We start from the raw sequence: 23,053 nt of genomic DNA, 5'->3' as shown, positions 1-23,053 counted from the left end.
CGTTACCCCACTTCGGCGAGCAGATTGAATTCGTGACGGTCGACGCCCTTGGCGGCACGCTCCGCCCACGGGTCGTCCTGCGAGAAGGTCTGCGAAAACAGGAAGCGCGCGTTCAACGCCCGCCGCCGCCCCGGATCCTCGACCAGCGCCGCCTTGACGTGGTCGAGGCCGACCCGCTCCACCCACGGCGCGGTGCGCTCCAGATAGCGGGCCTCCTCGCGGTACAGCTGCATGAAGGCGCCGGTGTATTCCAGCACCTCCTCCTCCGTGGCGACGCGGACCAGCAGGTCGCAGGCCCGGACATGCAGGCCGCCGTTGCCGCCGACATGCAGCTCGTAGCCGCTGTCGATGCAGACGACGCCCAGATCCTTGATGGTCGCCTCGGCACAGTTGCGCGGGCAGCCGGACACCGCCAGCTTGACCTTGTGCGGGGTCCAGCTGCCCCAGGTCATGCGTTCCAGCTTCACGCCCAGCCCGGTCGAATCCTGCGTGCCGAAGCGGCACCATTCCGAGCCGACGCAGGTCTTCACCGTGCGCAGCCCCTTGGCATAGGCGTGTCCTGACACCATCCCGGCGGCGTTCAGGTCGGCCCAGACCGCCGGCAGATCCTCCTTCTTCACGCCGAACAGGTCGATGCGCTGGCCGCCGGTGACCTTCACGGTGGGGATGGCGAACTTGTCCACCACATCGGCGATGGCGCGCAGTTCGGCGGCGTTCGTCAGCCCGCCCCACATGCGCGGCACGACCGAATAGGTGCCGTCCTTCTGGATGTTGGCGTGGGCGCGCTCGTTGATGTAGCGCGACTGGTAATCGTCCCGGTACTCGCCCGGCCAGGCGCACAGCAGGTAATAGTTCAGCGCCGGCCGGCAGGAGGCGCAGCCGTCGGGCGTCGTCCACTCCATCGCCTGGAGCACGTCGGCCATGGTCTTCAGCCCCCGGCCGACGATGGCAGCCCGCACCTCGTCATGGGTGTGGCGGGTGCATTTGCACATCGGCTTGACCTTGGGCGCCGCGGTGAAGCCGTCGCCCAGCGTCGCCGCCAGCAGCCGCTCCACCGTGCCGGCGCAGCCGCCGCAGGAGGCCGAGGCCTTGGTGTGCGCCTTCACCTCGTCCAGGCTGGTCAGGCCCTTCCCGGTGATCGCCATGACGATGGCGCCCTTGCACACGCCGTTGCAGCCGCAGATTTCGGCGGAATCGGGCAACGCGGCGATGGCGGCGTCGGGGTTGCCGGCATCGCCGCCGAAGCCCCCATTGGAAAAATATGGGCCGAAGATCATGGTGTCGCGCTCGGCCGACACGTCGGCGCCGTCCTTCAGCAGCGAGAAGTACCAGGCGCCGTCCCTGGTGTCGCCGTACAGCACCGCGCCCAGCAGCTTGCCGTCCTTCAGCACCAGCCGCTTGTAGACGCCGCGGGCGGCATCGCGGAACACGATGTCCTCGGTCCCCGCCCCGCCCGAGAAATCGCCGGCGGAAAAGACGTCGACGCCCGTGACCTTCAGCTTGGTCGAGGTGACGGAGCCGGTATAGGTGCTGCCCTCCCCCCCGGCCAGCCGGTCGGCCAGCACCTTCGCCATCTCGAACAGCGGGGCGACGAGGCCCCAGGTGACGCCGCGATGCTCGACGCATTCGCCGACCGCGTAGATCGACGGGTCGCTGGTGCGCATCTGGTCGTCCACGCGGATGCCGCGTCCGCAGTCCAGCCCGGCCGCCTTGCCCAGCGCCATGTTCGGGCGGATGCCCACCGCCATGACGACGATGTCGGCCGGCAGCTCGCGCCCGTCCTTCAGCCGCACCGCGCCGACCCGCACATCCCCCTCGTTATTTCCAACAATCTCGGCGGTGTCGGCGCCGGTCAGCACCTCGATGCCGCGGCGCTCCAGCTCGCGTTGCAGCAGCATGCCGGCCGACGGGTCGAGCTGGCGTTCCATCAGCGTCGGCATCAGGTGGACGACGGTGACCTCCATCCCCTTGACCCGCAAGCCGTTCGCCGCCTCCAGCCCCAGCAGGCCGCCGCCGATCACCACGGCGCGGCCGCCCTTCGCCGCCGCCGCCAGCATGGCCTCGACATCGGCCAGATCGCGGAAGCCGATGACGCCCGGCAGGGTCGATCCCGGCACCGGGATGATGAAGGGCATGGAGCCGGTGGCGATCAGCAGCCTGTCATAGGGAACGACGCGGCCGGATTGCGAAACGACCGTCTTGGCCGCGCGGTCGATGCCCTCCACCGCTTCGCCGGTCAGCAGGGTGATGCCGTTGGCGTCGTACCACTCGCGGCTGTTCAGCACGATCTGGTCGAAGGTCTTTTCCCCCGCCAGCACCGGCGACAGCATGATGCGGTTGTAGTTGGGATGGGGCTCGGCCCCGAAGACGGTGATGTCGAAGCGGCCGGGCGCCTTGGCCAGCAGCTCTTCCACCGCCTTCATGCCGGCCATGCCGTTGCCGACCACCACCAGCCGTTCCTTGACCGGGCCGCCGTTCGGCAATGCGGCCTCGTTGACTTCGACGGCACCGGAACCGGCGGCATCGGATTTGATGGCATCGGATTTGACGGCGGACCCGTTGTTCGATGAGAGATGCATGTCCATGGCGCGTCTGCCTCGTCTATCGTGTCCGGCCTGCTGCAAGGTCAGGCACGGGGCCAAAAAGAAAAGGCGTCCGAACAGGCCTGCGTCCCCGCCCCGCGAGTGGATCGCGAAGGCGGGTGCAAACCTGTTCGGACGCCGTTGTCCGGGCGGTTCGTCGTCGAACCAGGGCTGATTCCGCGCGTCGTCGCGTGGGATAGGCCGGTGTCGCGGGTTAATGGCGACGTTGCCGGTCCCCGCTGCTGTCTCGCCGAACCCTCCGCAATCCGCGTGCCAAGCTCTTCGCAAGCGGGCCGTCGCGGGAAAACTCCAGGGATTCCGCGGGATCGCGCCCCGGTCCGCACCCGATACCTAGGTGCCTGTTTTTGGATCATGCTTAGGTCTTGCACAAAGCATGACCAACCCGGCATGCGTGCGCCGCAAAAATCGGCAGGCGGCGCGATGGCAGCCTCGGCCGTTTCATACCTTCCGCCAGGTCATAGCCAGGAAAATCAATCGCTCCGGCCCATTCTTCGGCAAAAGCCATCCTTTGGCATGAGGCTTGCGAAAAGGGGGCCAGAGACGCGCCAACGACGGTGCGTGCATCCCAAGCGTCCAATGATGGGCCAGCCCCGGCAGTGTTGCCGACCCCGGCATCGACAAGCCTTTCAAAGAATGGCTTTCCGGTCGATCCCGCTGGACGCTTTCGACGGCCCTATCGCCTGAAAAACAGCCAGTCCGGGATCTGCCCAGAAAATCGATACCGGTGTCGCACGCCCGACCGCTGGTCCGGATTTCAGAGATGGAGCAACCGACGTGGCCCAGACCCTTCCCACCCTCCGCCACCTTCTCGCATCCGCCGCCCCAGTCGCCATTGCCGTCGCCGCCCTGACGGCGGGCGCCTCCGCCATCGCCGCCCCGCTCGACGTCGAGAAGGACCAGCTGAAGCTCGGCTTCATCAAGCTGACCGACATGGCGCCGCTCGCCATCGCCGCCGAAAAGGGCTTCTTCGAGGATGAAGGGCTGTCGGTGACGCTGGAGCCCCAGGCGAACTGGAAGGTCCTGCTCGACCGCGTGATCTCCGGCGAACTGGACGGCGCCCATATGCTGGCCGGCCAGCCGCTGGGCGCCACCATCGGCTTCGGCACCAAGGCGCACATCGTCACCGCCTTTTCCATGGACCTGAACGGCAACGGCATCACGCTGTCGAACGAGGTCTGGCAGAAGATGAAGCCCAATGTGCCGAAGGGCGCCGACGGCAAGCCGGTCCACCCGATCAAGGCCGATGCCCTGAAGCCGGTGATCGCCCAGTACAGGGCGGAGGGCAAGCCCTTCAACATGGGGATGGTCTTCCCGGTCTCGACCCACAATTACGAACTGCGCTATTGGCTGGCGTCGGGCGGGATCAATCCCGGCTTCTACAGCCCGACCGACGTGTCGGGCCAGATCGGTGCCGACGCGCTGCTGTCCGTCACCCCGCCGCCGCAGATGCCGGCGACGCTGGAGTCCGGCACCATCTACGGCTACAGCGTGGGCGAGCCGTGGAACCAGCAGGCGGTGATGAAGGGCATCGGCGTCCCCGTCATCACCGACACCGAGATCTGGAAGAACAACCCCGAAAAGGTCTTCGGCGTCACCGACGACTGGGCTGGCAAGAACCCCAAGACCCATCTGGCCGTCGTCAAGGCGCTGATCCGCGCCGCCCAGTGGCTGGACGAGAACGAGAACGCCAACCGCGCCGAAGCGGTGAAGATCCTCGCCAAATCCGAATATGTCGGCGCCGACGCCAAGGTGATCGCCAATTCGATGACCGGCACCTTCGAATATGAGAAGGGCGACAAGCGCGACGTTCCCGATTTCAACGTCTTCTTCCGCTACAACGCGACCTATCCCTTCTATTCCGACGCCGTCTGGTACCTGACCCAGATGCGCCGCTGGGGCCAGATCGCCGAGGCCAAGCCCGACGCCTGGTACGACGAGACCGCGCGCAAGGTCTACAAGCCCGACATCTATCTCCAGGCGGCGAAACTGCTGGTCGAGGAAGGCAAGGTCAAGCAGGCCGACTTCCCGTGGAGCAGCGACGGCTACAAGCCGGTCGATAACGGCTTCATCGACGGCATCCCCTATGACGGCCGCAAGCCGAACGACTACCTCGCCAAGCAGCCCATCGGCCTGAAGGGCGACCAGAAAGTCGAGGGCGGTCAGGTGGTCGGGGGCTGAGCGCCCTTACCCTACTACCCGCCAATTCCCCCTCTCCCCCGCTCTCGCGCAAACGAAGTTTGCGCTGACGACAGGCGGACCTCCGGTCAGCCGAAAGCGGGGAGAAGGGATCTTTCCAAGGGGAAGACTTCCATGACCAGCCTGACCGACACCTCAGCCGACCTCGCCCGCGCCGAGCGCAAGGCCCGCCGCACGCACACCCTGAACCGTATCGCTTCCGCCCTGGCCACAATCGGCCTCGGCTGGCTGGCGCCGCTGCTGCGGCTTGCCGCCGGCGAGAATCCGCGCCAGCAGGGTGTCGAGCTGTGGCGCCAGATGGGCATCCCGCTGACCGCCATCCTGCTGTTCCTCGCCGCCTGGGGCTGGGCCGCCCCGCAGGTGCAGACCAGCCTGGGCGCCATCCCCGGCCCGGCCCAGGTGTGGGAGCAGGCGACCAACCTCTACGCCGACCACAAGGCCGAACGCGCCAAGGAAGCCGCCTTCTACGAGCGCCAGGAGAAGCGCAACGCCGAGATCCTGGCGAAGAACCCGAAGGCGGAGGTCAAGACCCGCCCCTATGCCGGCAAGCCGACCTACCTCGACCAGATCGTCACCAGCCTGAAGACGGTCTTCACCGGCTTCCTGCTGGGTGCGCTGGTGGCGGTGCCGCTGGGGGTGGCGAGCGGCCTGTCGCCGACGGTCAACGCCGCGATCAACCCGCTGATCCAGATCTTCAAGCCGGTGTCGCCGCTGGCCTGGCTGCCGCTGGTCACAATGGTGGTCAGCGCCACCGTGTCGGGCAGCGACCCGCTGTTCGAGAAGTCCTTCCTCACCTCAGCCATCACCGTCACGCTGTGCTCGCTGTGGCCGACGCTGATCAACACGGCGGTCGGCGTGTCCTCCATCGACCGCGACCTGATGAATGTCGGCAAGGTGCTGCAGCTGTCGGGCTTCACCATGGTGCGCCGCCTCGTCCTGCCGTCCGCCCTGCCCTACATCTTCACCGGCCTGCGGCTGTCGCTGGGCGTGGGCTGGATGGTGCTGATCGCCGCGGAAATGCTGGCCCAGAACCCCGGCCTCGGCAAATTCGTGTGGGACGAGTTCCAGAACGGCTCCTCCAGTTCGCTGGCCAAGATCATGGTGGCGGTCTTCACCATCGGCCTGATCGGCTTCCTGCTCGACCGCCTGATGCTGGCGCTGCAGTCCGCCGTCAGCCACAGCCCCGCCCGCTAAGCGAAGGAGACGACGGCCATGGCGATCCTGGACCTGAAGGGCGTGTCGAAATCCTATGGCGGCACGACCGTGCTGCGCGACATCGACCTGTCGATCGAAGAGGGCGAGTTCGTCGCCATCGTCGGCTTCTCCGGCTCCGGCAAGTCGACGCTGATCAACCTGATCGCCGGTCTGGCGATGGCGGATGCCGGCGAGGTGCTCTACCGCGGCAAGCCGGTGACCGGCCCCGGCCCGGAGCGAGGGCTGGTCTTCCAGTCCTATTCGCTGATGCCCTGGCTCAGCGTGAAGGAGAACGTCGCCCTGGCGGTGGACGCCATTCACAAGGCCAAGCCGTCGTCCGAACGCGGCGTGCTGACCCGCCGGGCGGTGGAGACGGTCGGACTCGGCCACGCCGCCGACCGCCGGCCGAAGGAGCTGTCGGGCGGCATGCGCCAGCGCGTCGGCTTCGCCCGCGCGCTCGCCATGAGCCCGGAGATGCTGCTGCTGGACGAGCCGCTGTCGGCGCTCGACGCGCTGACCCGCGCCAAGCTGCAGGACGAGATCGAAGCGATCTGGCGCAAGGACCGCAAGACGGTCATCCTCATCACCAACGATGTGGACGAGGCGATCCTGCTGGCGGACCGCATCATCCCGCTGACGCCTGGGCCCGGCGCCACGCTCGGCCCCGCCTTCACCGTCGACTTGGCCCGACCGCGCGACCGCACCGCCGTCAACCATGACGAGGACTTCAAGCGCCTGCGCGCCGAGGTCACCGCCTATCTGATGGAGGTCGGCGTCGCCCGCGGCACCGGCGGCGATGATGACCTGACCCTGCCCGACGTGAAGCCGACCACCGCCTCGCCGCCGCCCAAGGCCTATGTCGAGGCGATGGGCGGGCGCGGGATGGAGGAGCGCTATCTGGAATTCACCCGCCTGACCAAGACCTTCGCCACGCCGAAAGGCCCGCTGACCGTGGTGGACGGCTTCGACCTGAAGATGCGCAAGGGGGAGTTCGTGTCGCTGATCGGCCATTCCGGCTGCGGCAAGTCCACCGTGCTGTCCATGGTGGCGGGGCTTGCCGAGGTGACCGGCGGCGGCATCGTGCTGGACGGCAAGGAGGTGAGCGGCGCCGGCCCCGACCGCGCCGTGGTGTTCCAGGCCCCCAGCCTGTTCCCCTGGCTGACCGCCTACGAGAACGTCATGCTCGGCGTCGACCGCGTCTATCCCCATGCCGGCAGGGGCGAGCGCGCCGACATCGCCCGCTATTACCTCGCCCGCGTCGGGCTTGGCGACGCCATGGACAGGAAGGCGGCGGAGCTGTCCAACGGCATGAAGCAGCGCGTCGGCATCGCCCGCGCCTTCGCCCTGTCGCCCAAGCTCCTGCTGCTCGACGAGCCCTTCGGCATGCTCGACAGCCTGACCCGCTGGGAGCTGCAGGAGGTGCTGATGGAGGTGTGGGCGCGCACCAAGGTCACCGCCGTCTGCGTCACCCACGACGTGGACGAGGCGCTGCTGCTGGCCGACCGGGTGGTGATGATGACCAACGGCCCGAACGCGAGGATCGGCCACATCCTGTCCGTCGACATCCCCCACCCCCGCACCCGTCAGGCCCTGCTGGAGCACCCGCGCTATTACGACTACCGGGAAGAGCTGCTGAACTTCCTGGAGGGCGGCCATGCCGGGGCGCCGAAGAAGGCGGCGTGAGCCGCTTCCATCTTCCGGAAATCCCACCGAATAGGCATTGGACAAGCTGGCCCCCCGAGGCCAGCTTGTTGTCTTTAGGGATGACGGACGAGGGACCAGAGATGAAGCGCGTGACCCTGCCGGACGGCACCGACGTTCCGGCTCTCGGCCAGGGCACCTGGATGATGGCGGAAGGGCGCGGCGACCGCGCCGCCGAGATCGCCGCCATCCGGGCCGGCATCGACCGCGGCCTGACCCTGATCGACACCGCCGAGATGTACGGCGACGGCGCCTCGGAGGAACTGGTGGGCGAGGCCATCGCCGGCCGCCGCGACGGCCTGTTCATCGTCACCAAGGTTCTGCCCAGCAACGCGTCGCGCATCGGCACGGTGAAGGCCTGCGACCGCAGCCTGAAGCGGCTGAAGATCGAGCGCATCGACCTCTACCTGCTGCACTGGCGCGGCGGCGTGCCGCTGGAGGAGACGGTGGAGGCCTTCGAACAGCTGCGCGACGCCGGCAAGATCGCCCGCTGGGGCGTTTCCAACTTCGACGTCGACGATCTGGAGGAGCTGGGAGAGGTCACCGACCTGCACGGTTGCGCCGTCAATCAGGTGCTCTACAACCCCGAACACCGGGGCATCGAATACGACCTGCTGCCCTTCCAGCACACCGCGCGGATGCCGGTGATGGCCTATTCCCCCATCGGCCAGGGCGGCCGGCTGCTGCGCTCCCCTGCGCTGCTGGCCGTGGCGAAACGGCACAATGCCACCCCGGCGCAGGTGGCGCTGGCCTGGGCGCTGCGCCAGCAGGGCGTGATCGCGATCCCCAAGGCGGGAACCACGGCCCACGCCATCGAGAACGCCGAGGCGATCCACCTGACCCTGACCGGCGAGGACATCGCGGAGATCGACAAGGCCTTCCCGCCGCCCAAGCGCAAGCTGCCGCTGGCGATGATCTGAGCGGCGGCAGGTCCAGAAATGGCGAAGGCCGCCAACCCGTTCCGGTTGGCGGCCTTCAGAATGGTGGTCCCGACTGGGATTGAACCAGTGACCCCTACGATGTCAACGTAGTGCTCTCCCGCTGAGCTACGAGACCACGGGAACCTGAAACTATCGCTCCAGTAATGGAGCGGGCGAAGGGATTCGAACCCTCGACCCCAACCTTGGCAAGGTTGTGCTCTACCCCTGAGCTACGCCCGCAAAGTGGCGCGAGTGACGGGACTTGAACCCGCGGCCTCCGGCGTGACAGGCCGGCGCTCTAACCAACTGAGCTACACCCGCGCTGAGGAGCGGCGCCTTTTACAAGACATCACCCCGATAGACAAGACCTAAACTCTACCAGAACCTTCAGAAGTGGTGGAGCCAAGGAGGATCGAACTCCTGACCTCTACAATGCCATTGTAGCGCTCTCCCAGCTGAGCTATGGCCCCACTATACTTCTGTTACCCTTCACCAACACTGGAAGTGTTGGTGCGCTTGGAGGGAGTCGAACCCCCACGGCCTTTCAGCCACTAGGACCTGAACCTAGCGCGTCTACCAGTTCCGCCACAAGCGCTTTCCCCGCACCGCGTTGTGCGCCGCGGGGAGCGCCTATGTAGCGGGATGGGCCGCGGCCCGCAAGCACAGAATTCACTCTCCGCGAAAATTTTTCCCAAGCCCCTTCCGGCCGGCCCAGACGGCAAGGCCAAGCCCGATCGCGGCGCCCGCGGCGACCCCGGCGGCGATGCGCAGCGTGGTCCGGTTCACGTCGCCGAACACCGTGGCGCCGCGCAGGACGATCTGCGCCATCGGCTCCGGCCGGTCGGGATCGAGCAGCCGCTCGTCGACCAGGGCCACTTCCGCCTCCGACAGCGGCTCCGGCTCCAGCGGGCGGAGGGAGCGGCCGGACGGGCGCATCAGCCGGTCGACGGTGGCGACCAGCGAGCCGCACTCGTCCTCCGTCCGCTCCACCTCCGCCACCGGCACGCCCAGATGCTCCGCCATCAGCCGCGTGCGGACGGAGCGGATGGCGCGGCAGTTCTCCGACTGCTCCCGGCCGCCCGGCGGGCATTCGATGGCGAGATCGCATTCGGTGTCCAGCCCCTGGGAGCGGTTGTTGATGTTGGACGACCCCACCCGCAGGAACCGGTCGTCCACCACCAGAACCTTGGCATGGACATAGATGCCCTGCCCGCCCTCGGTCACCGGAGCCAGGATGCGGAAGCGCCCGTGGGGGTCGGCCGCGCGCAGGCGCTGGACCAGCAGCGAGCGGGCGCTGCCCATCGCCTCCTCCTCCACCCAGCCGGGGGCGCGTTCCGGGTTGACGACCACGACCTCCGGCCCGTCCGGCTCCGACAGACGGGCGGCGATGGCGCCGACGATCCGCTGCGAGGCGAAATACTGGCTTTCCAGGTAGATGAACCGCCGCGCCGCGGCGATGGCGGCCAGATACAGCGCCTCGATCTCGCGCACGCCGCGCTTGCCGGTCTTCTGCCGGTGCTCGTCATCCGCCGCCTCAACATCAGCCATCGGGTCGGTGCGGGCGATGGCGACGGGGATGTCGCGGAAGTCCGGCTCCAGATCCTCCGGCCAATGGGCCTCGGTCGGCGGCGGCGGGCGCAGTGCGTCGCCGGTGGCCCGGCGCCAGCGTTCCCGCGCCAGCTCGCCCAGCGCCCGCGCCGCCTCGCCGTCGACGGCGGTGGTCACGTCGTGGAAGGGGCCGTAGGGCTCGCCGCTGGGCCGCACGCGGCGGGGGTCGTCGTCGCGATGCTCGGGGGTGTCCCAGCGGTCGGTGGTCATGTCGATGCCGCCGCAGAAGGCCAGCGCGTCGTCGATGATGGCGATCTTCTGGTGGTGGCAGGCGCCGGGCGGATGGGCGGAATCCAGGCGGAAGCGCAGGCGCCGGCTGCTCATCCAGTCGAGCAGGACCAGCGGCGTCCGGCCGCGGAACGGCATCTTCAGGACCGCCAGATCCCATTTCAGCACGTTGATGGTCAGTTCCGGCCGCACCCGGACGATCCAGGACAGGAAGTCGCCCAACTCGTTCGGCACGCCAGGAATCGGGTCGTCCGGCTCCAGCTTGATCCGGGTGTCGAAATCCCAGCCGATCAGCATCACCGTGTGGCGGGCGCCGAGGATGGCCGCCTTCAGCCGGGCGAAATAGGCGGCGGCATCGATGATGACGGCCACCCGGTCCGCCTTCGCCACGCGCCAGCAGGTCCGGCCGGGAACCAGGATCGGACCCGCCTGACTTAGGCCGGCCTGGAAATCGGAGCCGGGGCGGGCGGCGGGCGTCGGCGAGGCCATATCGACCTTTCCTTCCAGCATGGTGGGGCAGCATCTCCGAAGGCGGCAGCGGAACCGCTGCCGCGCCTTCCGATGAACCCCGCGAGCCGCAGGACGGTTCCCCGCTTTCCGTTCAGCCCACCCCGAATCGCAGCTGCATGCGGTGCCGGTATGTCCCGCCGGGGTCCAGCCGCGCGGACGGGAAATGGCCGATGTTGGGGCTGTCGGGGAAGCGCTGGCTCTCCAGCGCCAGCCCGGCGAACCGGCAATAGCGCCGCCCGCCCTTTCCCACCACCCGCTCGCTGAGATAGCCGCCGGTATAGACCTGCAGGCCCGGCTGGTCGGTCGCCAGCTCCATCCGCCGGCCCGATGCCGGGTGCTCCAGCCAAGCCACCGGGCGCAGCTCCCCCGCCGGCCCTTCCAGGCACCAGTTGTGGTCGAAGCCGAGGCCGCCCACCGCCTCCAGCGCCTCGCCCAGCCCCACCCCGCCGCGCAGGTCGAAGGGGGTGCCGTCCACCGGCCGCACCTCTCCCGTCGGGATCAGGCCGGCGCCGACCGGTGTGGTGAAGCCGCCGCGCACCGTCAGCCGGTGGCCGCGCAGGTCGCCGGAGTCATGGCCCCCGAGGTTCCAATAGCTGTGATGGACGAGGTTGACGACGGTCGGCCGGTCGCTGACGGCGGTCATGCGGATGTCCAGCACCCCGTCATCGGTCAGCCGATACCGCGTCGCCGCCCTCAGCCTGCCGGGATAGCCCTGGTCGCCGTCCGGCGAGACGAGCGTGAAGGTGACGGCATTGTCCGCCTCCTCCACCTCGGCGTCCCAGATCCGGCGGTCGAAGCCGTCGGGTCCGCCATGCAGCTGGTTCGGCGGCTCGTTGGCGCTGAGCGCGTGCCGCACGCCGTCCAGGGGGAAGACCGCCCCGCCGATGCGGTTGGCGTAGCGCCCGCAGGTGGCGCCGAAATAGGCGTCGCTCGCCAGATAGTCGCCCAGCCGGTCGAAGCCGAGCACCACATCGGCCGTCCCGCCGTCCCGCCCCGGCACCATCATCCGCACCAGCCGGGCGCCATGGGCGACCACCGTCGCCTCCAGCCCGCCGGCGGACAGGGTGAAGCCCTTCACGGGACTGCCCTCGGGACTGCCCGCCGGACCACCCTCGACCGTGCCGGCCGCCGTATCGAACAGGAAACTCCCGATGGGCATCACGCCTCCGCCGGTTCGCCGCCGCGGCCGGTCCAGACCGTCAGCAGGCCCTTCTGCAGCAGGATGAAGACGAACAGCAGCACGCCGATGGCGATCTTGGTCCACCAGCTGCTCAAGGTGCCGTCGAAGGTGATGTAGGTCTGGATCAGCCCCTGGATCAGCACGCCGATGAAGGTGCCGACGACATAGCCGTAGCCGCCGGTCAGCTGCGTGCCGCCGATCACCACCGCGGTGATGGTGTCCAGCTCCACCCCCGTCGCCGCCAGCGAATAGCCGGCGCCGGTGTAGAGCGAGAAGACGATCCCCGCCAGCCCGGCCAGCAGCCCGGACAAGGCATAGACCGCCACCGTCGTCCGCCCCACCGGCACGCCCATCAGCTCCGCCGACTGCCGGTTGCCGCCCAGCGCGTAGAGGTTGGCGCCGAAGCGCGTCCAATGCGCCAGCACCACGGCCCCCAGCACCACTCCCAGCATCAGCAGCGCCGGCAGGCTCAGCTTCAGCCCGAAGTCGAACCGCAGCGCCATGTCGTTCAGCTCGCCATAGAGCGCGTGGTTGATCGGTACCGAATCGGTGGTCAGGACGAAGCCCAGGCCGCGGGCGATGAACATGCCGGCCAGCGTGACGATGAAGGGCGGCATCTGGAAGACATGGATCACCCCGCCCATCGCCGCCCCGAAGCCGCCGGCGGCGATCAGCGCCGCGGCGAAGGCGGGAACGGGGTGCCAGCCGCCATGCTCGATCAGCACGGCCAGCAGCACGGTGGTGAAGCCGATCACCGCCCCCACCGACAGGTCGATCCCGCCGGACAGGATGACGAAGGTCATGCCGACCGCGGTGATCCCCAGAAAGGCGTTGTCGGTCAGCAGATTGGCCACCACCCGCCAGGAGGCGAAGCTGGGGAACTGCGCCGCGCAGATCAGGAACCCGACCACCAGAACGGCGGTGGTGACGATCAGGGGAAGGAACCTCTGCATCATGGCCCCGCTCATGGCTCTGCCCCCCGTCTCGACGGCGCCACCGGCGGCTTGACCGCGCCCATCGGCCGCGCGCCCCCGGGGCGCGGCAGGAACAGGGTCAGCGTCGGCGATTGCAGCAGCAGGACGGCCATCAGGACGCCCGCCTTGACGATCAGGTTGAATTCCGGCTTGAAGCCGCTCAGCAGGATGCCGGTGTTCATCGCCTGGATGGTCAGCGCCCCGACCACCGACAGCACCAGCCCGAAGCGCCCGCCGAGCAGGGAGGTGCCGCCGACCACCACCGCCAGGATGGCGTCCAGCTCCAGCCACAGCCCGGCATTGTTGGCGTCGGCGCCGCGGATGTCGGCGGTGACGATCAGCCCGGCCACCGCCGCGCACAGCCCGCACCAGACATAGACGGCAACCAGCACCACCGGCGTGTTGACGCCGGCCCCGGCGCTGGACTGCCGGTTGACGCCGACCGCCTCGATCATCAGCCCCAGCGCCGTCGCCCGCACCAGCAGAGCCGTGACCGCCAGCAGCATGATGGTGATGACCACCGGCATCGGCACGGTCAGGAAGGAGCCGCTGCCGATGAAGGCCAGCGCCGGGCTGGTGAAGGTGACGATCTGCCCCTCGGTGATCAGCTGGGCGACGCCGCGGCCGGCGACCATCAGGATCAGGGTGGCGATGATCGGCTGGATGCGCAGAACCGCCACCAGCAGCCCGTTCCACAGCCCGCACAGCAGCCCCGCCGCCAGCGACGCCGCCAGCACCGCCGGCAGGCCCCAGCCGGCCCCGGTCATGGTGGCGGCGACCGCGCCGGAGATCGCCATGACCGCGCCGACCGACAGATCGACGCCGCGGGTGGCGATGACCATCGTCATGCCGATGGCGAGCAGCGCCACCGGGGCGCCGCGGTTCAGCACGTCGATCAGGCTGCCGAACAGCCGGCCGTCCTGCAGGCGGATGGCGAAGAAATCGGGAAACAGCAGCCAGTTGGCCAGCAGCACGACGAGCAGCGCGCCGTATTGCGGCAGGCTGCGCGCCGGGCCGGAAGCGGACGGCGTCATTGCCGCACCTCGCCGCTGTCCGGTTCCGACGCGATGGCATTCGGCGTCTCCGACGCGATGGAAGCGACGATGCGCTCCACGCTGACCTCCCCTCCGCTCAGTTCCGCCACATGGCGGCGGTCGCGCAGCACGACGACGCGGCGGCTGTAGGCGACGATCTCCTCCAGTTCCGACGACACCACCAGCAGCGCCATGCCGTCGGCGCACAGCCTTTCGATCAGGCGGATGATCTCGGCATGGGCACCGACGTCGATGCCGCGCGTCGGCTCGTCGAGGATCAGCAGCCGCGGCTCGGTCGCCAGCCAGCGCGCCAGAAGCGCCTTCTGCTGGTTGCCGCCGGACAGGAGCTGGATCGGCCGCTCGGCGTCCGGCGTGCGGATGTCGAGCAGGCGGATGAAGCGCTCGGCGATCTCCTCCTGCCGGCGGCGCGGGATCGGCTTCAGCCAGCCCTGCCGCGCCTGGAGCGCCAGGATGATGTTCTCCCGCACCGAAAGCTCGCCGACGATCCCCTCCTTCTTGCGGTCCTCCGGGCAGAAGCCGAAGCCGAGCCGCACGGCGTCGCGCGGCCCCTTCAGCCGCACCGGACGGCCGTCCACCGTCGCCTCGCCCTGGTCGGCGCGGTCCATGCCGAAGACCAGCCGCACCGTCTCCGTCCGTCCCGACCCCAGCAGCCCGGCCAGCGCCACCACCTCGCCGGGGCGGATGTCGAGGTCGAAGGGCTCGACGCTGCGCGACTTGCCGAAGCGGCGGAAGCTGGCCAGCGGCGGGCGGGTGTCGATCTCCTCCGAACCGAGGTCGATGCGGTGGGCCGCCGCCTCCAGTTCCCGCCCCAGCATCATGGCGACGAGGTCGAGGCGCGGCAGCTCGGCGGTGCGCCGTTCCCCCACCAGCCGGCCGTTGCGCAGGACGGTGATGCTGTCGCAGACCTCATAGACCTGATCGAGGAAATGGGTGACGAAGACGATGCCGATCCCGCGCGACCGCAGCGTCCGCATCACCTTGAACAGCACCGCCACCTCCTGCGCGTCGAGGCTGGCGGTCGGCTCGTCGAGGATCAGCACCTTGGCGGACATGTCCACCGCGCGGGCGATGGCGACGATCTGCTGCGTCGCCACCGAGAAGCGCCCGAGCGGCGCCGTCACGTCGATGGACAGGCCGTAGGGCATCAGAATGGCGCGCGCCCGCCGTCGCATGGCGCCGCGGTCGACCAGCCCCCAGCGCATCGGCTGGCGCCCCAGGAACAGATTCTCCGCCACCGACAGGTTCGGCAGCAGGTTGACCTCCTGATAGACGGTGCCGATGTGCAGGCGCTGCGCCTCCTCCACCCCGCGCGGCGCGATCTCCCGCCCCTCCAGCGCCACGGTGCCGGAATCCCTCTGGTAGACGCCGGTCAGCGTCTTGATCAGCGTCGATTTGCCGGCGCCGTTCTCGCCCAGCAGCGCGTGGATCTCGCCATGGCGCAGGGTGAAGTCGACGCCGTCGAGCGCCTGGACGCCGAGAAAGGCCTTCGACAGACCGCGGATCGCCAGCAGCGGCCCCGAGGGAGATGCGGATGGGGGAGCGGTGGACGCCGTCATGACGGACCTCGCCGGATGCGCAATGAAGTATGTGGAGAATCCCCTCTCCCTCCCCGGGGAGGGGGACTCAACCTCGATCAATAAGCATCCTTGCGGCGCTCATACTCGGCCTTGGCGGTTTCGGGCGTGAACAGCGCGGATTCCGTCTGGATCCACTTCGGCGGCGCCTTGCCTTCCTGCTTGAAGGCGATCAGCGCGTCAAAGGCCGGGCCGGCCATGTTCGGGGTCAGCTCCACCGTGGCGTTCGCCTCGCCTTCGGCCATCGCCTTGAAGATGTCGGGCACGCCGTCGATGGAGACGACCAGGATGTCCTTGCCCGGCTTCAGCCCGGCTTCCTTGATCGCCTGGATGGCGCCGACCGCCATGTCGTCGTTGTGGGCGTAGACGGCGCAGATGCCCTTGCCGCCATTCTCCGCCTTGATGAAGCTCTCCATCACCTCCTTGCCCTTGGCGCGGGTGAAATCGCCGGACTGGGTGCGGATGATCTTCATCCCCGGATTCTTGGCGACGACCTCATCGAAGCCCTTCTTGCGGTTGATGGCGGGCGACGAGCCGACGGTGCCCTGCAACTCCACCACCGCGCATTTGCCGCCGGTCTGCTTGGCCAGCCATTCGCCGGCCACCCGGCCCTCAAGCACGGTGTCGGAGGTGACGGCGGTCATGTAGAGGCCCGGATCCTTGGTCTCGATCTGGCGGTCCAGCAGCACGACCGGGATCTTCGCCTCCTTGGCCTCCTTCAGCACGGAATCCCAGCCGGTCGCGACCACGGGCGCGATGAAGATCGCATCCACCCCCTGGGCGACGAAGGAGCGCACGGCCTTGATCTGGTTTTCCTGCTTCTGCTGGGCGTCGGAGATCTTCAGGTCGATGCCGCGCTTTTCCGCTTCCGACCTGGCGGTCTTGGTTTCCGCGGCGCGCCAGCCCGACTCCGATCCGATCTGCGAGAAGCCGACCACCAGCTTCTGGTCGGCGGCCTGCACCGCGCCAAGCCCGATGAAGAGCGCCGCAGCGGCGGAGGCGGCGGAGATCACCCATTTCCTGGACATCTGTTTCACTCCCTGAGGTGTTATTGCCGTGCTTTCCGGATGGGGGGCCGGCGGCGGAACGGGGTGCTGAAAAGATCGTGATCGCAGCCCGGCCCGATTTGTTCGGTTCACCTACTGTAAGTAGGCAGAACCATAACTGTCCAATACGATTCTCGACCGATGCGATGCTGAAAAGGATATGTCGGGCCGAAAGAACGGCCGGGCAGCGGAAAGCCGCCCGGCCGCAAGGTGACCCCGGTCCGGCAGAAACCGGGGCCGACGCACCCGAGGGGGAGCGCGCAATCGACGGACGGCCAGGCTCGCCTACTCCCGTCCCAATTCGCCATCCACCCGCCGCCACAGCCCCAGCGGGTTGCCGTCGCGCACCGCCTCCGGCAGCAGGTCGGCGGGAATGTCCTGATAGCAGACCGGGCGCAGGAAACGGCGGATCGCCAGCGTGCCGACCGAGGTGCTGCGGGGATCGGAGGTCGCCGGGAAGGGGCCGCCATGCACCATCGCGTGGCAGACCTCCACCCCCGTCGGCCAGCCATTCGCCAGGATGCGGCCGGCCTTGCGCTCCAGCGTCGGGATCAGCGCCGCCACAGCGGCCTTGTCCTCCGCATCCATCTGCACCGTCGCGGTCAGCTGCCCTTCCAGCCGTTCGGCCACCGTCTTCATCGCCGCGGCATCCCCGCAGCGGATCAGCAGCGAGGCCGCGCCGAACACCTCCTCCTGCAACCCCGTGTCGGCCAGGAAAGCGTCCGCCGTGGTGGTGAAGAAGGCCGCCTGCGCCTGGTTCGGCCCGCTGCAGGCCATGCCGCGCGCCAGCGTCGTCACCGCGCCGCTGGCGGCCAGCTTGGCGACACCGGAATCATAGGCGGCATGGATGCCCGGCGTCAGCATGGTGGACGCCGCACTGCCGCCGAGAGCCTCCACCGCCGCCGCGACGAAACGGTCGAGGTCCGGCCCCTCCACGCCCAGCAGGATGCCGGGATTGGTGCAGAACTGCCCGGCCCCCATGGTCAGAGAAGCGACGAAGCCCTTGCCCAGCGCCTCGGCGCGCGAGGCCAGCGCCGCCGGCATCAGGAAGACCGGGTTGATGCTGCTCATCTCGGCATAGACCGGGATCGGCTCCGGCCGCCGGGCCGCCACCTCCATCAGCGCCAGCCCGCCGCGGCGCGAGCCGGTGAAGCCCACCGCCTTGATGCGCGGATCGGCGACCAGCGCCGTGCCGATCTCGTTGCCGGTGCCGAACAGCAGGGAGAACACCCCCTCGGGCAGGCCGCAGGAGGCGACCGCCGCCCGGATGGCGCGGCCGACCAGTTCCGAGGTGCCGGGATGGGCGCCGTGGCCCTTCACCACCACCGGACAGCCGGCGGCGAAGGCCGACGCGGTGTCGCCGCCCGCCACCGAGAAGGCGAGTGGGAAGTTCGACGCACCGAACACCGCGACCGGACCCAGCGGGATATGGCGCTGGCGGATGTCGGGGCGGGGCAGCGGCTTGCGGTCGGGCATGGCCGGGTCGATGCGCGGCTCGATCCAGCCTCCCTCGCGCACCACCTGGGCGAACAGGCGCAGCTGCCCGACGGTGCGGCCGCGCTCGCCCTCCAGCCGGGCACGCGGCAGGCCGCTTTCGGCCATGGCGCGGTCGATCAGGTCGTCGCCGATGTCGAGGATGTTCCGGGCGACCGTTTCCAGGAAGGTTGCGCGCTGGTCCAGGCCGGTCTCGCGGAAGACATCGAAGGCGGCGCGGGCCAGGACGCAGGCGCGATCCACCTCGGCCGCGCCGCCGCCGCCGAAGGCGGGTTCCAGCGCCTCGCCGCTGGCGGGGTCGACGGCGCGGAACTCGCCCTCGCCGCCGCGGTGGGCTTGCGCGCCGATCAGCATCTCGCCGGTGATGGTCATGTGGAGTCTCCTTGTTGGGCGAGGGGCGGCTGTCGATTGCCCCAAGAACTCACCGCCCCCAGCGCAGCACCAGCGGATCGAGCCGCCGCGCCGCGTCCAGCAACCCCGCGCGGCTCATCGGGTGGGGGCTCGCCGTGGGGTGGCGCATGGCGTCGGACCTGATGACGCCGCCCTCCTTCATCAGGATCTTCGCCGTGGCGATGCCGCACTGGCGGTTCTCGTGGTTGATCAGCGGCAGCCAGCGCCCATAGGCGGCCACCGCCGCCTCGCGGTCCCCCGCCAGATAGGGATCGACGATCTGGCGGATGCCGTCGGGATAGCCGCCGCCGGTCATCGCCCCCGTCGCCCCGGCGTCGAGGTCGGCCAGCAGCGTGATCGCCTCCTCGCCGTCCCACGGTCCTTCGATGGCGTCGCCGCCCAGTTCGATCAGCGTGCGCAGCTTGGCCGCCGCCTGCGGCACCTCGATCTTGAAGTAGGAGACCTGCGCGATCTCCCGCGCCATCCGCGCCAGCAGCGGGGCCGGCAGCGGGGTGCCGCTGACCGGCGCGTCCTGGATCATGATCGGAATGTCGATGGCGTCGGAAACGCGCTGGAAGAACTCGACGATGCCGGCTTCCGGCACGCGGATGGTGGCGCCGTGATAGGGCGGCATGACCATCACCATCGCCGCCCCCAAATCCTGGGCGCGGCGGCTGCGCTCGGCGCAGGCGCGGGTGCTGAAATGGGTGGTGGTGACGATCACCGGCACCCGGCCGGCGACATGGGCCAGCATCGTCTCCATCAGCACCGCGCGCTCGTCGTCGGTCAGCACGAACTGCTCGGAGAAGTTGGCGAGGATGCAAAGTCCGTTGGAGCCGGCATCGATCATGAAATCGACGCAGCGCTTCTGGCCGTCGAGGTCCAGCTCCCCCGTTTCGGTGAAGATGGTGGGAACGACGGGGAAGACGCCGCGGTAAGGGCGGGCGCTGGGCGGCATGGCGGTGGAATCCTTCCTCGAAATCGGATCGGGGTTCAGCGCGGCGGGGGGCCGAACCGTCCGGGCGGCAGGCCGCGGACGCCGGGGGCGCACTCGAACAGCGCCCCGGCCAGCGGTTCCTCCGGCCGGCCGTGCGACGCGGTGGTGACGAACAGCCGGTCGAGATCGGGACCGGCGAAGACGCAGGAGGTCACGCGGGACACCGGCAGCGGAATCGCCCGGTCCAGCCTGCCGTCGGGGAGGAAGCGGCTGACGCGGCCGCCGTCCCAATGGGCGATCCACAGCCCGCCCTCGGCGTCGCAGGTCATGCCGTCGGGATAGCCGTCGCCCTCGGAAAAGCGGATGTGGGCACGCTTGCCGGACAGGCTGCCGTCCCTGCCGACGTCGAAGGCATAAACCGTCCGCGCCGCGCTGTCGGTGTGATAGATCGTCCGCCCGTCCGGCGACAGCGCCGGCCCGTTGGCGACGGTGTAACCCTCGTCCACCCTGGTGACGGCGCCGTCGGGATCGATGCGGTAGAGGCTGCCGGCCGGCGCCTCCTCCGCATCGTCCATGCTGCCGACCCACAGCCGGCCCCGGGCATCGGCCTTGCCGTCGTTCAGCCGGTTGCCCGGCCGGTCCGGCTCGATCCGCGCCAACTCCCCGGGGATCGCAGCCTGGCCCGGCTCCAGCATCAGCCGGACCACCCGGCGGGAGCGCAGGCCGGCGACGAAGCCGTCGCCTTCGGCGCTTTCCACCAGCCAGCAGGCGGCGTCGTCAAGCTCCCACCCCGCCTGCGCCCCGTCGGACAGGCAGTGGCGCAGGATGCGGGAGCCGCGGATGTCGACGAAGTAGACGGCATCCTGCCGCGGGGACCAGAGCGGCCCCTCCCCCAGCAGCGCCCGGGCCTGCCAGACGCAACGCGCTTCCTGCGCCATGCCGCTTCACTCCCCCCTCGCCCCGGCTGGCCGCCCATTCCGGGAATCGCGTTGGCGGCCATTTCAATATTTGTTGACGATCCAAACGATAAGAGGCCTTTTGATAATCGTCCAATACGAAGATGGGCGTTTGCGATATCAAATGTCGTATCCCTGCATGGCGTGTCGCCGTGCGGCGCCCGACCGGAGGCAACACCAGTGACCCCGCAACGCTTCCCCCCGAACTGGTTCCAGAAGGCCCGGCTGAAGCTGCGTCATCTCCAGCTGTTCGCGGCGCTCGACGAACACCGCAACCTGCACCGGGCCGCCGCCAGCCTGAACATGTCGCAACCGGCGGCGTCCAAGCTGTTGGGCGACCTGGAGGAAACCCTGGGGATCGAGCTGTTCGACCGCCATGGCCGCGGGATCGAGCCGAACTGGTACGGCAGCCTGATGATCCGCCACGCCCGGATGATCCTCAGCGAGTTGCAGGAGACGGGAGAGGAGCTGAACGCGCTGCTGGCCGGGCACAGCGGCCGCGTGTCGGTCGGCACGGTGATGGCCCCGGCGGTGGAACTCGTCGTGCCCGTCATCAGCAGCCTGACCCGCGAGCATCCCAACCTGAAGATCGCCGTGGCGGTGGAGACCAGCGACGTGCTGGCCGAACGGGTGCACCAGGGGGTGATGGATTTCGCCATCGGCCGCCTGCCCGGCCATTTCGACCCCACCGCCTTCGAGTATCAGGAGATCAGCAGCGAGGAGCTGTGCTTCATCTGCCGCGCGGGCAATCCGCTGCTGCAGCTCGGCCGCCCGCTGACCTCCGCCGACCTGTCGGATGCCACCTGGATCCTGCAGCCGGCCGGCACGCTGCTGCGCGACCGGGTGGAGGCGCTGTTCCGCGCCGAAGGCGCCCGGCCGCCGCACAGGGTGATCGAAAGCGCCTCCCCGGTCATCTCGATGGCGATGGTGGCGGAGACGGAATCGATCACCGTCTTCGCCCGTGCGCTCGCCCAGGTGTTCACTCCCGGCGGCTGCTACACCATCATGCCCTTCCACAAGCGCTTCAGCGTGGAGCCCTACGGCATCTTCTGGCTGAAGGACCGGCCGCTGTCTCCGGGAGCCCGCACCGTGCTGTCGGCGCTGCGCGCGGCGTCGGAACGCAAGATGCGGCGGTTGGCGGAGCCCGGCGCCGATACCGAAAACCATATCGGTTTGGCGAATAATCATATTTGACAGTTATGGGGAAACGGAGGATTGCTAGGGACACAAACCATCGCGCACCACGCCGTCCGCAAAAACCGAAAAGCGGAGACTGCGAATCGCGTGCCGTAGAAACGGGGAGGATTCCGGTCCATGTCGTCTCCCAAGCGTTCTTCCTTCGGTTCGAAACTTGCCGGCCTCACCATCGGTCTGCTGATCGCCGCCGGCACCGCAGCCGCCCCGGCGACGGCGCAGGACAAGCCGACCATCGGCATCGCCATGCCGACCAAGTCGTCGGCGCGCTGGATCGACGACGGCAACAACATGGTCAAGTATTTCCAGGAAAAGGGATACAAGACCGACCTGCAATATGCCGAGGACGACATCCCCAACCAGCTCGCCCAGATCGAGAACATGGTCACCAAGAACAACAAGGTTCTGGTGATCGCCGCCATCGACGGAACGACGCTGACCGACGTGCTGCAGAAGGCGGCGGAGCAGGGCGTGAAGGTCATCGCCTATGACCGCCTGATCCGTGGTTCCTCCAACGTCGATTACTACGCCACCTTCGACAACTTCCAGGTCGGCGTGCTCCAGGCCGCCTATATCGAGAAGGCCCTCGGCCTGAAGGAGGGCAAGGGCCCCTTCAACATCGAGCTGTTCGGCGGCTCCCCCGACGACAACAACGCCTATTTCTTCTACAACGGCGCCATGTCGGTGCTGCAGCCCTACATCGACAGCGGCAAGCTGAAGGTGCAGAGCGGCCAGGTCGGCATGGACAAGGTGTCCACCCTGCGCTGGGACGGCGCCGCCGCCCAGTCCCGCATGGACAATCTGCTGAGCGCCTATTACGGCGACAAGAAGCTGGACGCCGTGCTGTCGCCCTATGACGGGCTCAGCATCGGCATCATCTCGTCGCTGAAGGGCGTCGGCTACGGGACGCCGCAGCAGCCGATGCCGGTCGTCACCGGCCAGGACGCCGAAGTGCCGTCGGTCAAGTCCATCCTGGCGGGGGAGCAGCGCTCCACCGTCTTCAAGGACACCCGCGAACTGGCGAAGGTCACGGTCGGCATGGTCGACGACCTGCTGGCCGGCCGCCCCCCGCAGGTCAACGACACCAAGACCTACGACAACGGCAAGAAGGTCGTTCCCTCCTATCTGCTGAAGCCGGTCAGCGTCGACTCCACGAACTGGAAACAGGTCCTGGTCGACGGCGGCTACTACAAGGAAGCGCAGATCAAGTGAGCGGGCGGCGCGGGGGCGGATGCCGTCGGGCACTCCCCTCCTGCGCTCCGCCGGACCGTGCAGGCGGACGACCGGGGGCCA

At 68.7% G+C, this 23,053-nt stretch carries 16 protein-coding genes and 5 tRNA genes; 6 read left to right on the top strand and 15 right to left on the bottom strand.

What is annotated here, in order from left to right:
* Nucleotides 1-2: 2 nt before the first annotated feature.
* A complete protein-coding gene (gene nirB / locus DM194_RS26520) occupies nucleotides 3-2,585 on the bottom strand; it encodes a nitrite reductase large subunit NirB (protein ID WP_111070620.1) in 2,583 nt (860 codons plus the stop codon).
* A gap of 792 nt (nucleotides 2,586-3,377) precedes the next feature.
* Between nirB and DM194_RS26515 the strand changes: the two genes are divergently transcribed.
* The 4 genes from DM194_RS26515 to DM194_RS26500 all read left to right on the top strand — a co-directional run bounded on the left by DM194_RS26515 (nucleotide 3,378) and on the right by DM194_RS26500 (nucleotide 8,614).
* Nucleotides 3,378-4,781 carry a CmpA/NrtA family ABC transporter substrate-binding protein gene (locus tag DM194_RS26515; RefSeq protein ID WP_111070619.1) on the top strand — a complete coding sequence of 468 codons (1,404 nt, stop codon included), beginning with the start codon at nucleotides 3,378-3,380 and terminating at the stop codon, nucleotides 4,779-4,781.
* Between the two features lie 132 nt (nucleotides 4,782-4,913).
* Complete coding sequence (locus DM194_RS26510; protein WP_111070618.1) at nucleotides 4,914-5,993, top strand: ABC transporter permease; 1,080 nt, start codon at nucleotides 4,914-4,916, stop codon at nucleotides 5,991-5,993.
* An 18-nt stretch (nucleotides 5,994-6,011) separates the two neighbouring features.
* Complete coding sequence (locus DM194_RS26505) at nucleotides 6,012-7,676, top strand: ABC transporter ATP-binding protein (protein WP_111070617.1); 1,665 nt, start codon at nucleotides 6,012-6,014, stop codon at nucleotides 7,674-7,676.
* Nucleotides 7,677-7,777: 101 nt separating this feature from the next.
* Nucleotides 7,778-8,614: an aldo/keto reductase gene (locus DM194_RS26500; protein ID WP_111070616.1), complete on the top strand. Its 837-nt coding sequence runs from the start codon at nucleotides 7,778-7,780 to the stop codon at nucleotides 8,612-8,614.
* Between the two features lie 61 nt (nucleotides 8,615-8,675).
* On the opposite strand, the gene DM194_RS26495 is transcribed toward DM194_RS26500, so the two are convergent.
* The 14 genes from DM194_RS26495 to DM194_RS26430 form a co-directional block, all read right to left on the bottom strand.
* Nucleotides 8,676-8,750, bottom strand: a tRNA-Val gene (locus DM194_RS26495).
* Nucleotides 8,751-8,779: 29 nt separating this feature from the next.
* Nucleotides 8,780-8,854: transfer RNA gene (locus DM194_RS26490), tRNA-Gly, on the bottom strand.
* A gap of 4 nt (nucleotides 8,855-8,858) precedes the next feature.
* Nucleotides 8,859-8,935, bottom strand: a tRNA-Asp gene (locus tag DM194_RS26485).
* 73 nt (nucleotides 8,936-9,008) lie between these two features.
* A tRNA-Ala gene (locus DM194_RS26480) sits at nucleotides 9,009-9,084 on the bottom strand.
* 38 nt (nucleotides 9,085-9,122) lie between these two features.
* Nucleotides 9,123-9,209: transfer RNA gene (locus tag DM194_RS26475), tRNA-Leu, on the bottom strand.
* Between the two features lie 74 nt (nucleotides 9,210-9,283).
* Nucleotides 9,284-10,939 (bottom strand): phospholipase D-like domain-containing protein, encoded by a 1,656-nt coding sequence (locus DM194_RS26470; RefSeq protein ID WP_111070655.1) that lies wholly within the window; start codon nucleotides 10,937-10,939, stop codon nucleotides 9,284-9,286.
* A gap of 112 nt (nucleotides 10,940-11,051) precedes the next feature.
* On the bottom strand, nucleotides 11,052-12,119 hold the full coding sequence (locus DM194_RS26465; RefSeq protein ID WP_111070615.1) for an aldose epimerase family protein: 1,068 nt from the start codon (nucleotides 12,117-12,119) through the stop codon (nucleotides 11,052-11,054).
* A complete protein-coding gene (yjfF, locus tag DM194_RS26460; protein WP_162630188.1) occupies nucleotides 12,119-13,093 on the bottom strand; it encodes a galactofuranose ABC transporter, permease protein YjfF in 975 nt (324 codons plus the stop codon). Before yjfF ends, DM194_RS26465 begins: the two co-directional genes overlap by 1 nt.
* A gap of 11 nt (nucleotides 13,094-13,104) precedes the next feature.
* The gene (locus DM194_RS26455) at nucleotides 13,105-14,148 is read right to left on the bottom strand and encodes an ABC transporter permease (protein WP_111070613.1); all 1,044 of its coding nucleotides are present in this window, start codon (nucleotides 14,146-14,148) and stop codon (nucleotides 13,105-13,107) included.
* Nucleotides 14,145-15,725: a galactofuranose ABC transporter, ATP-binding protein YtfR gene (ytfR, locus tag DM194_RS26450; protein WP_111070612.1), complete on the bottom strand. Its 1,581-nt coding sequence runs from the start codon at nucleotides 15,723-15,725 to the stop codon at nucleotides 14,145-14,147. Before ytfR ends, DM194_RS26455 begins: the two co-directional genes overlap by 4 nt.
* Nucleotides 15,726-15,802: 77 nt before the next feature.
* Nucleotides 15,803-16,771 (bottom strand): galactofuranose ABC transporter, galactofuranose-binding protein YtfQ, encoded by a 969-nt coding sequence (gene ytfQ, locus DM194_RS26445; RefSeq protein ID WP_111070611.1) that lies wholly within the window; start codon nucleotides 16,769-16,771, stop codon nucleotides 15,803-15,805.
* A gap of 303 nt (nucleotides 16,772-17,074) precedes the next feature.
* Nucleotides 17,075-18,655: an aldehyde dehydrogenase (NADP(+)) gene (locus DM194_RS26440; protein WP_111070610.1), complete on the bottom strand. Its 1,581-nt coding sequence runs from the start codon at nucleotides 18,653-18,655 to the stop codon at nucleotides 17,075-17,077.
* A 49-nt stretch (nucleotides 18,656-18,704) separates the two neighbouring features.
* The gene (locus tag DM194_RS26435) at nucleotides 18,705-19,631 is read right to left on the bottom strand and encodes a dihydrodipicolinate synthase family protein (RefSeq protein ID WP_111070654.1); all 927 of its coding nucleotides are present in this window, start codon (nucleotides 19,629-19,631) and stop codon (nucleotides 18,705-18,707) included.
* Between the two features lie 35 nt (nucleotides 19,632-19,666).
* Nucleotides 19,667-20,548, bottom strand: coding sequence for an SMP-30/gluconolactonase/LRE family protein (locus DM194_RS26430; RefSeq protein WP_111070609.1), 882 nt, complete (start codon nucleotides 20,546-20,548; stop codon nucleotides 19,667-19,669).
* 198 nt (nucleotides 20,549-20,746) lie between these two features.
* On the opposite strand from DM194_RS26430, the gene DM194_RS26425 reads away from it, so the two are divergent.
* Both DM194_RS26425 and chvE read left to right on the top strand, forming a co-directional pair.
* Complete coding sequence (locus DM194_RS26425) at nucleotides 20,747-21,760, top strand: LysR family transcriptional regulator (RefSeq protein ID WP_111070608.1); 1,014 nt, start codon at nucleotides 20,747-20,749, stop codon at nucleotides 21,758-21,760.
* Between the two features lie 120 nt (nucleotides 21,761-21,880).
* Nucleotides 21,881-22,972, top strand: coding sequence for a multiple monosaccharide ABC transporter substrate-binding protein (gene chvE, locus DM194_RS26420; RefSeq protein WP_111070607.1), 1,092 nt, complete (start codon nucleotides 21,881-21,883; stop codon nucleotides 22,970-22,972).
* Nucleotides 22,973-23,053: the final 81 nt, after the last annotated feature.

The organism is Azospirillum ramasamyi (genome assembly GCF_003233655.1).
In the GTDB taxonomy this organism is placed as follows: domain Bacteria; phylum Pseudomonadota; class Alphaproteobacteria; order Azospirillales; family Azospirillaceae; genus Azospirillum; species Azospirillum ramasamyi.
The sequence above is the reverse complement of the archived record's forward strand: the minus strand, read 5'-3'. Positions and strand labels throughout refer to the sequence as shown.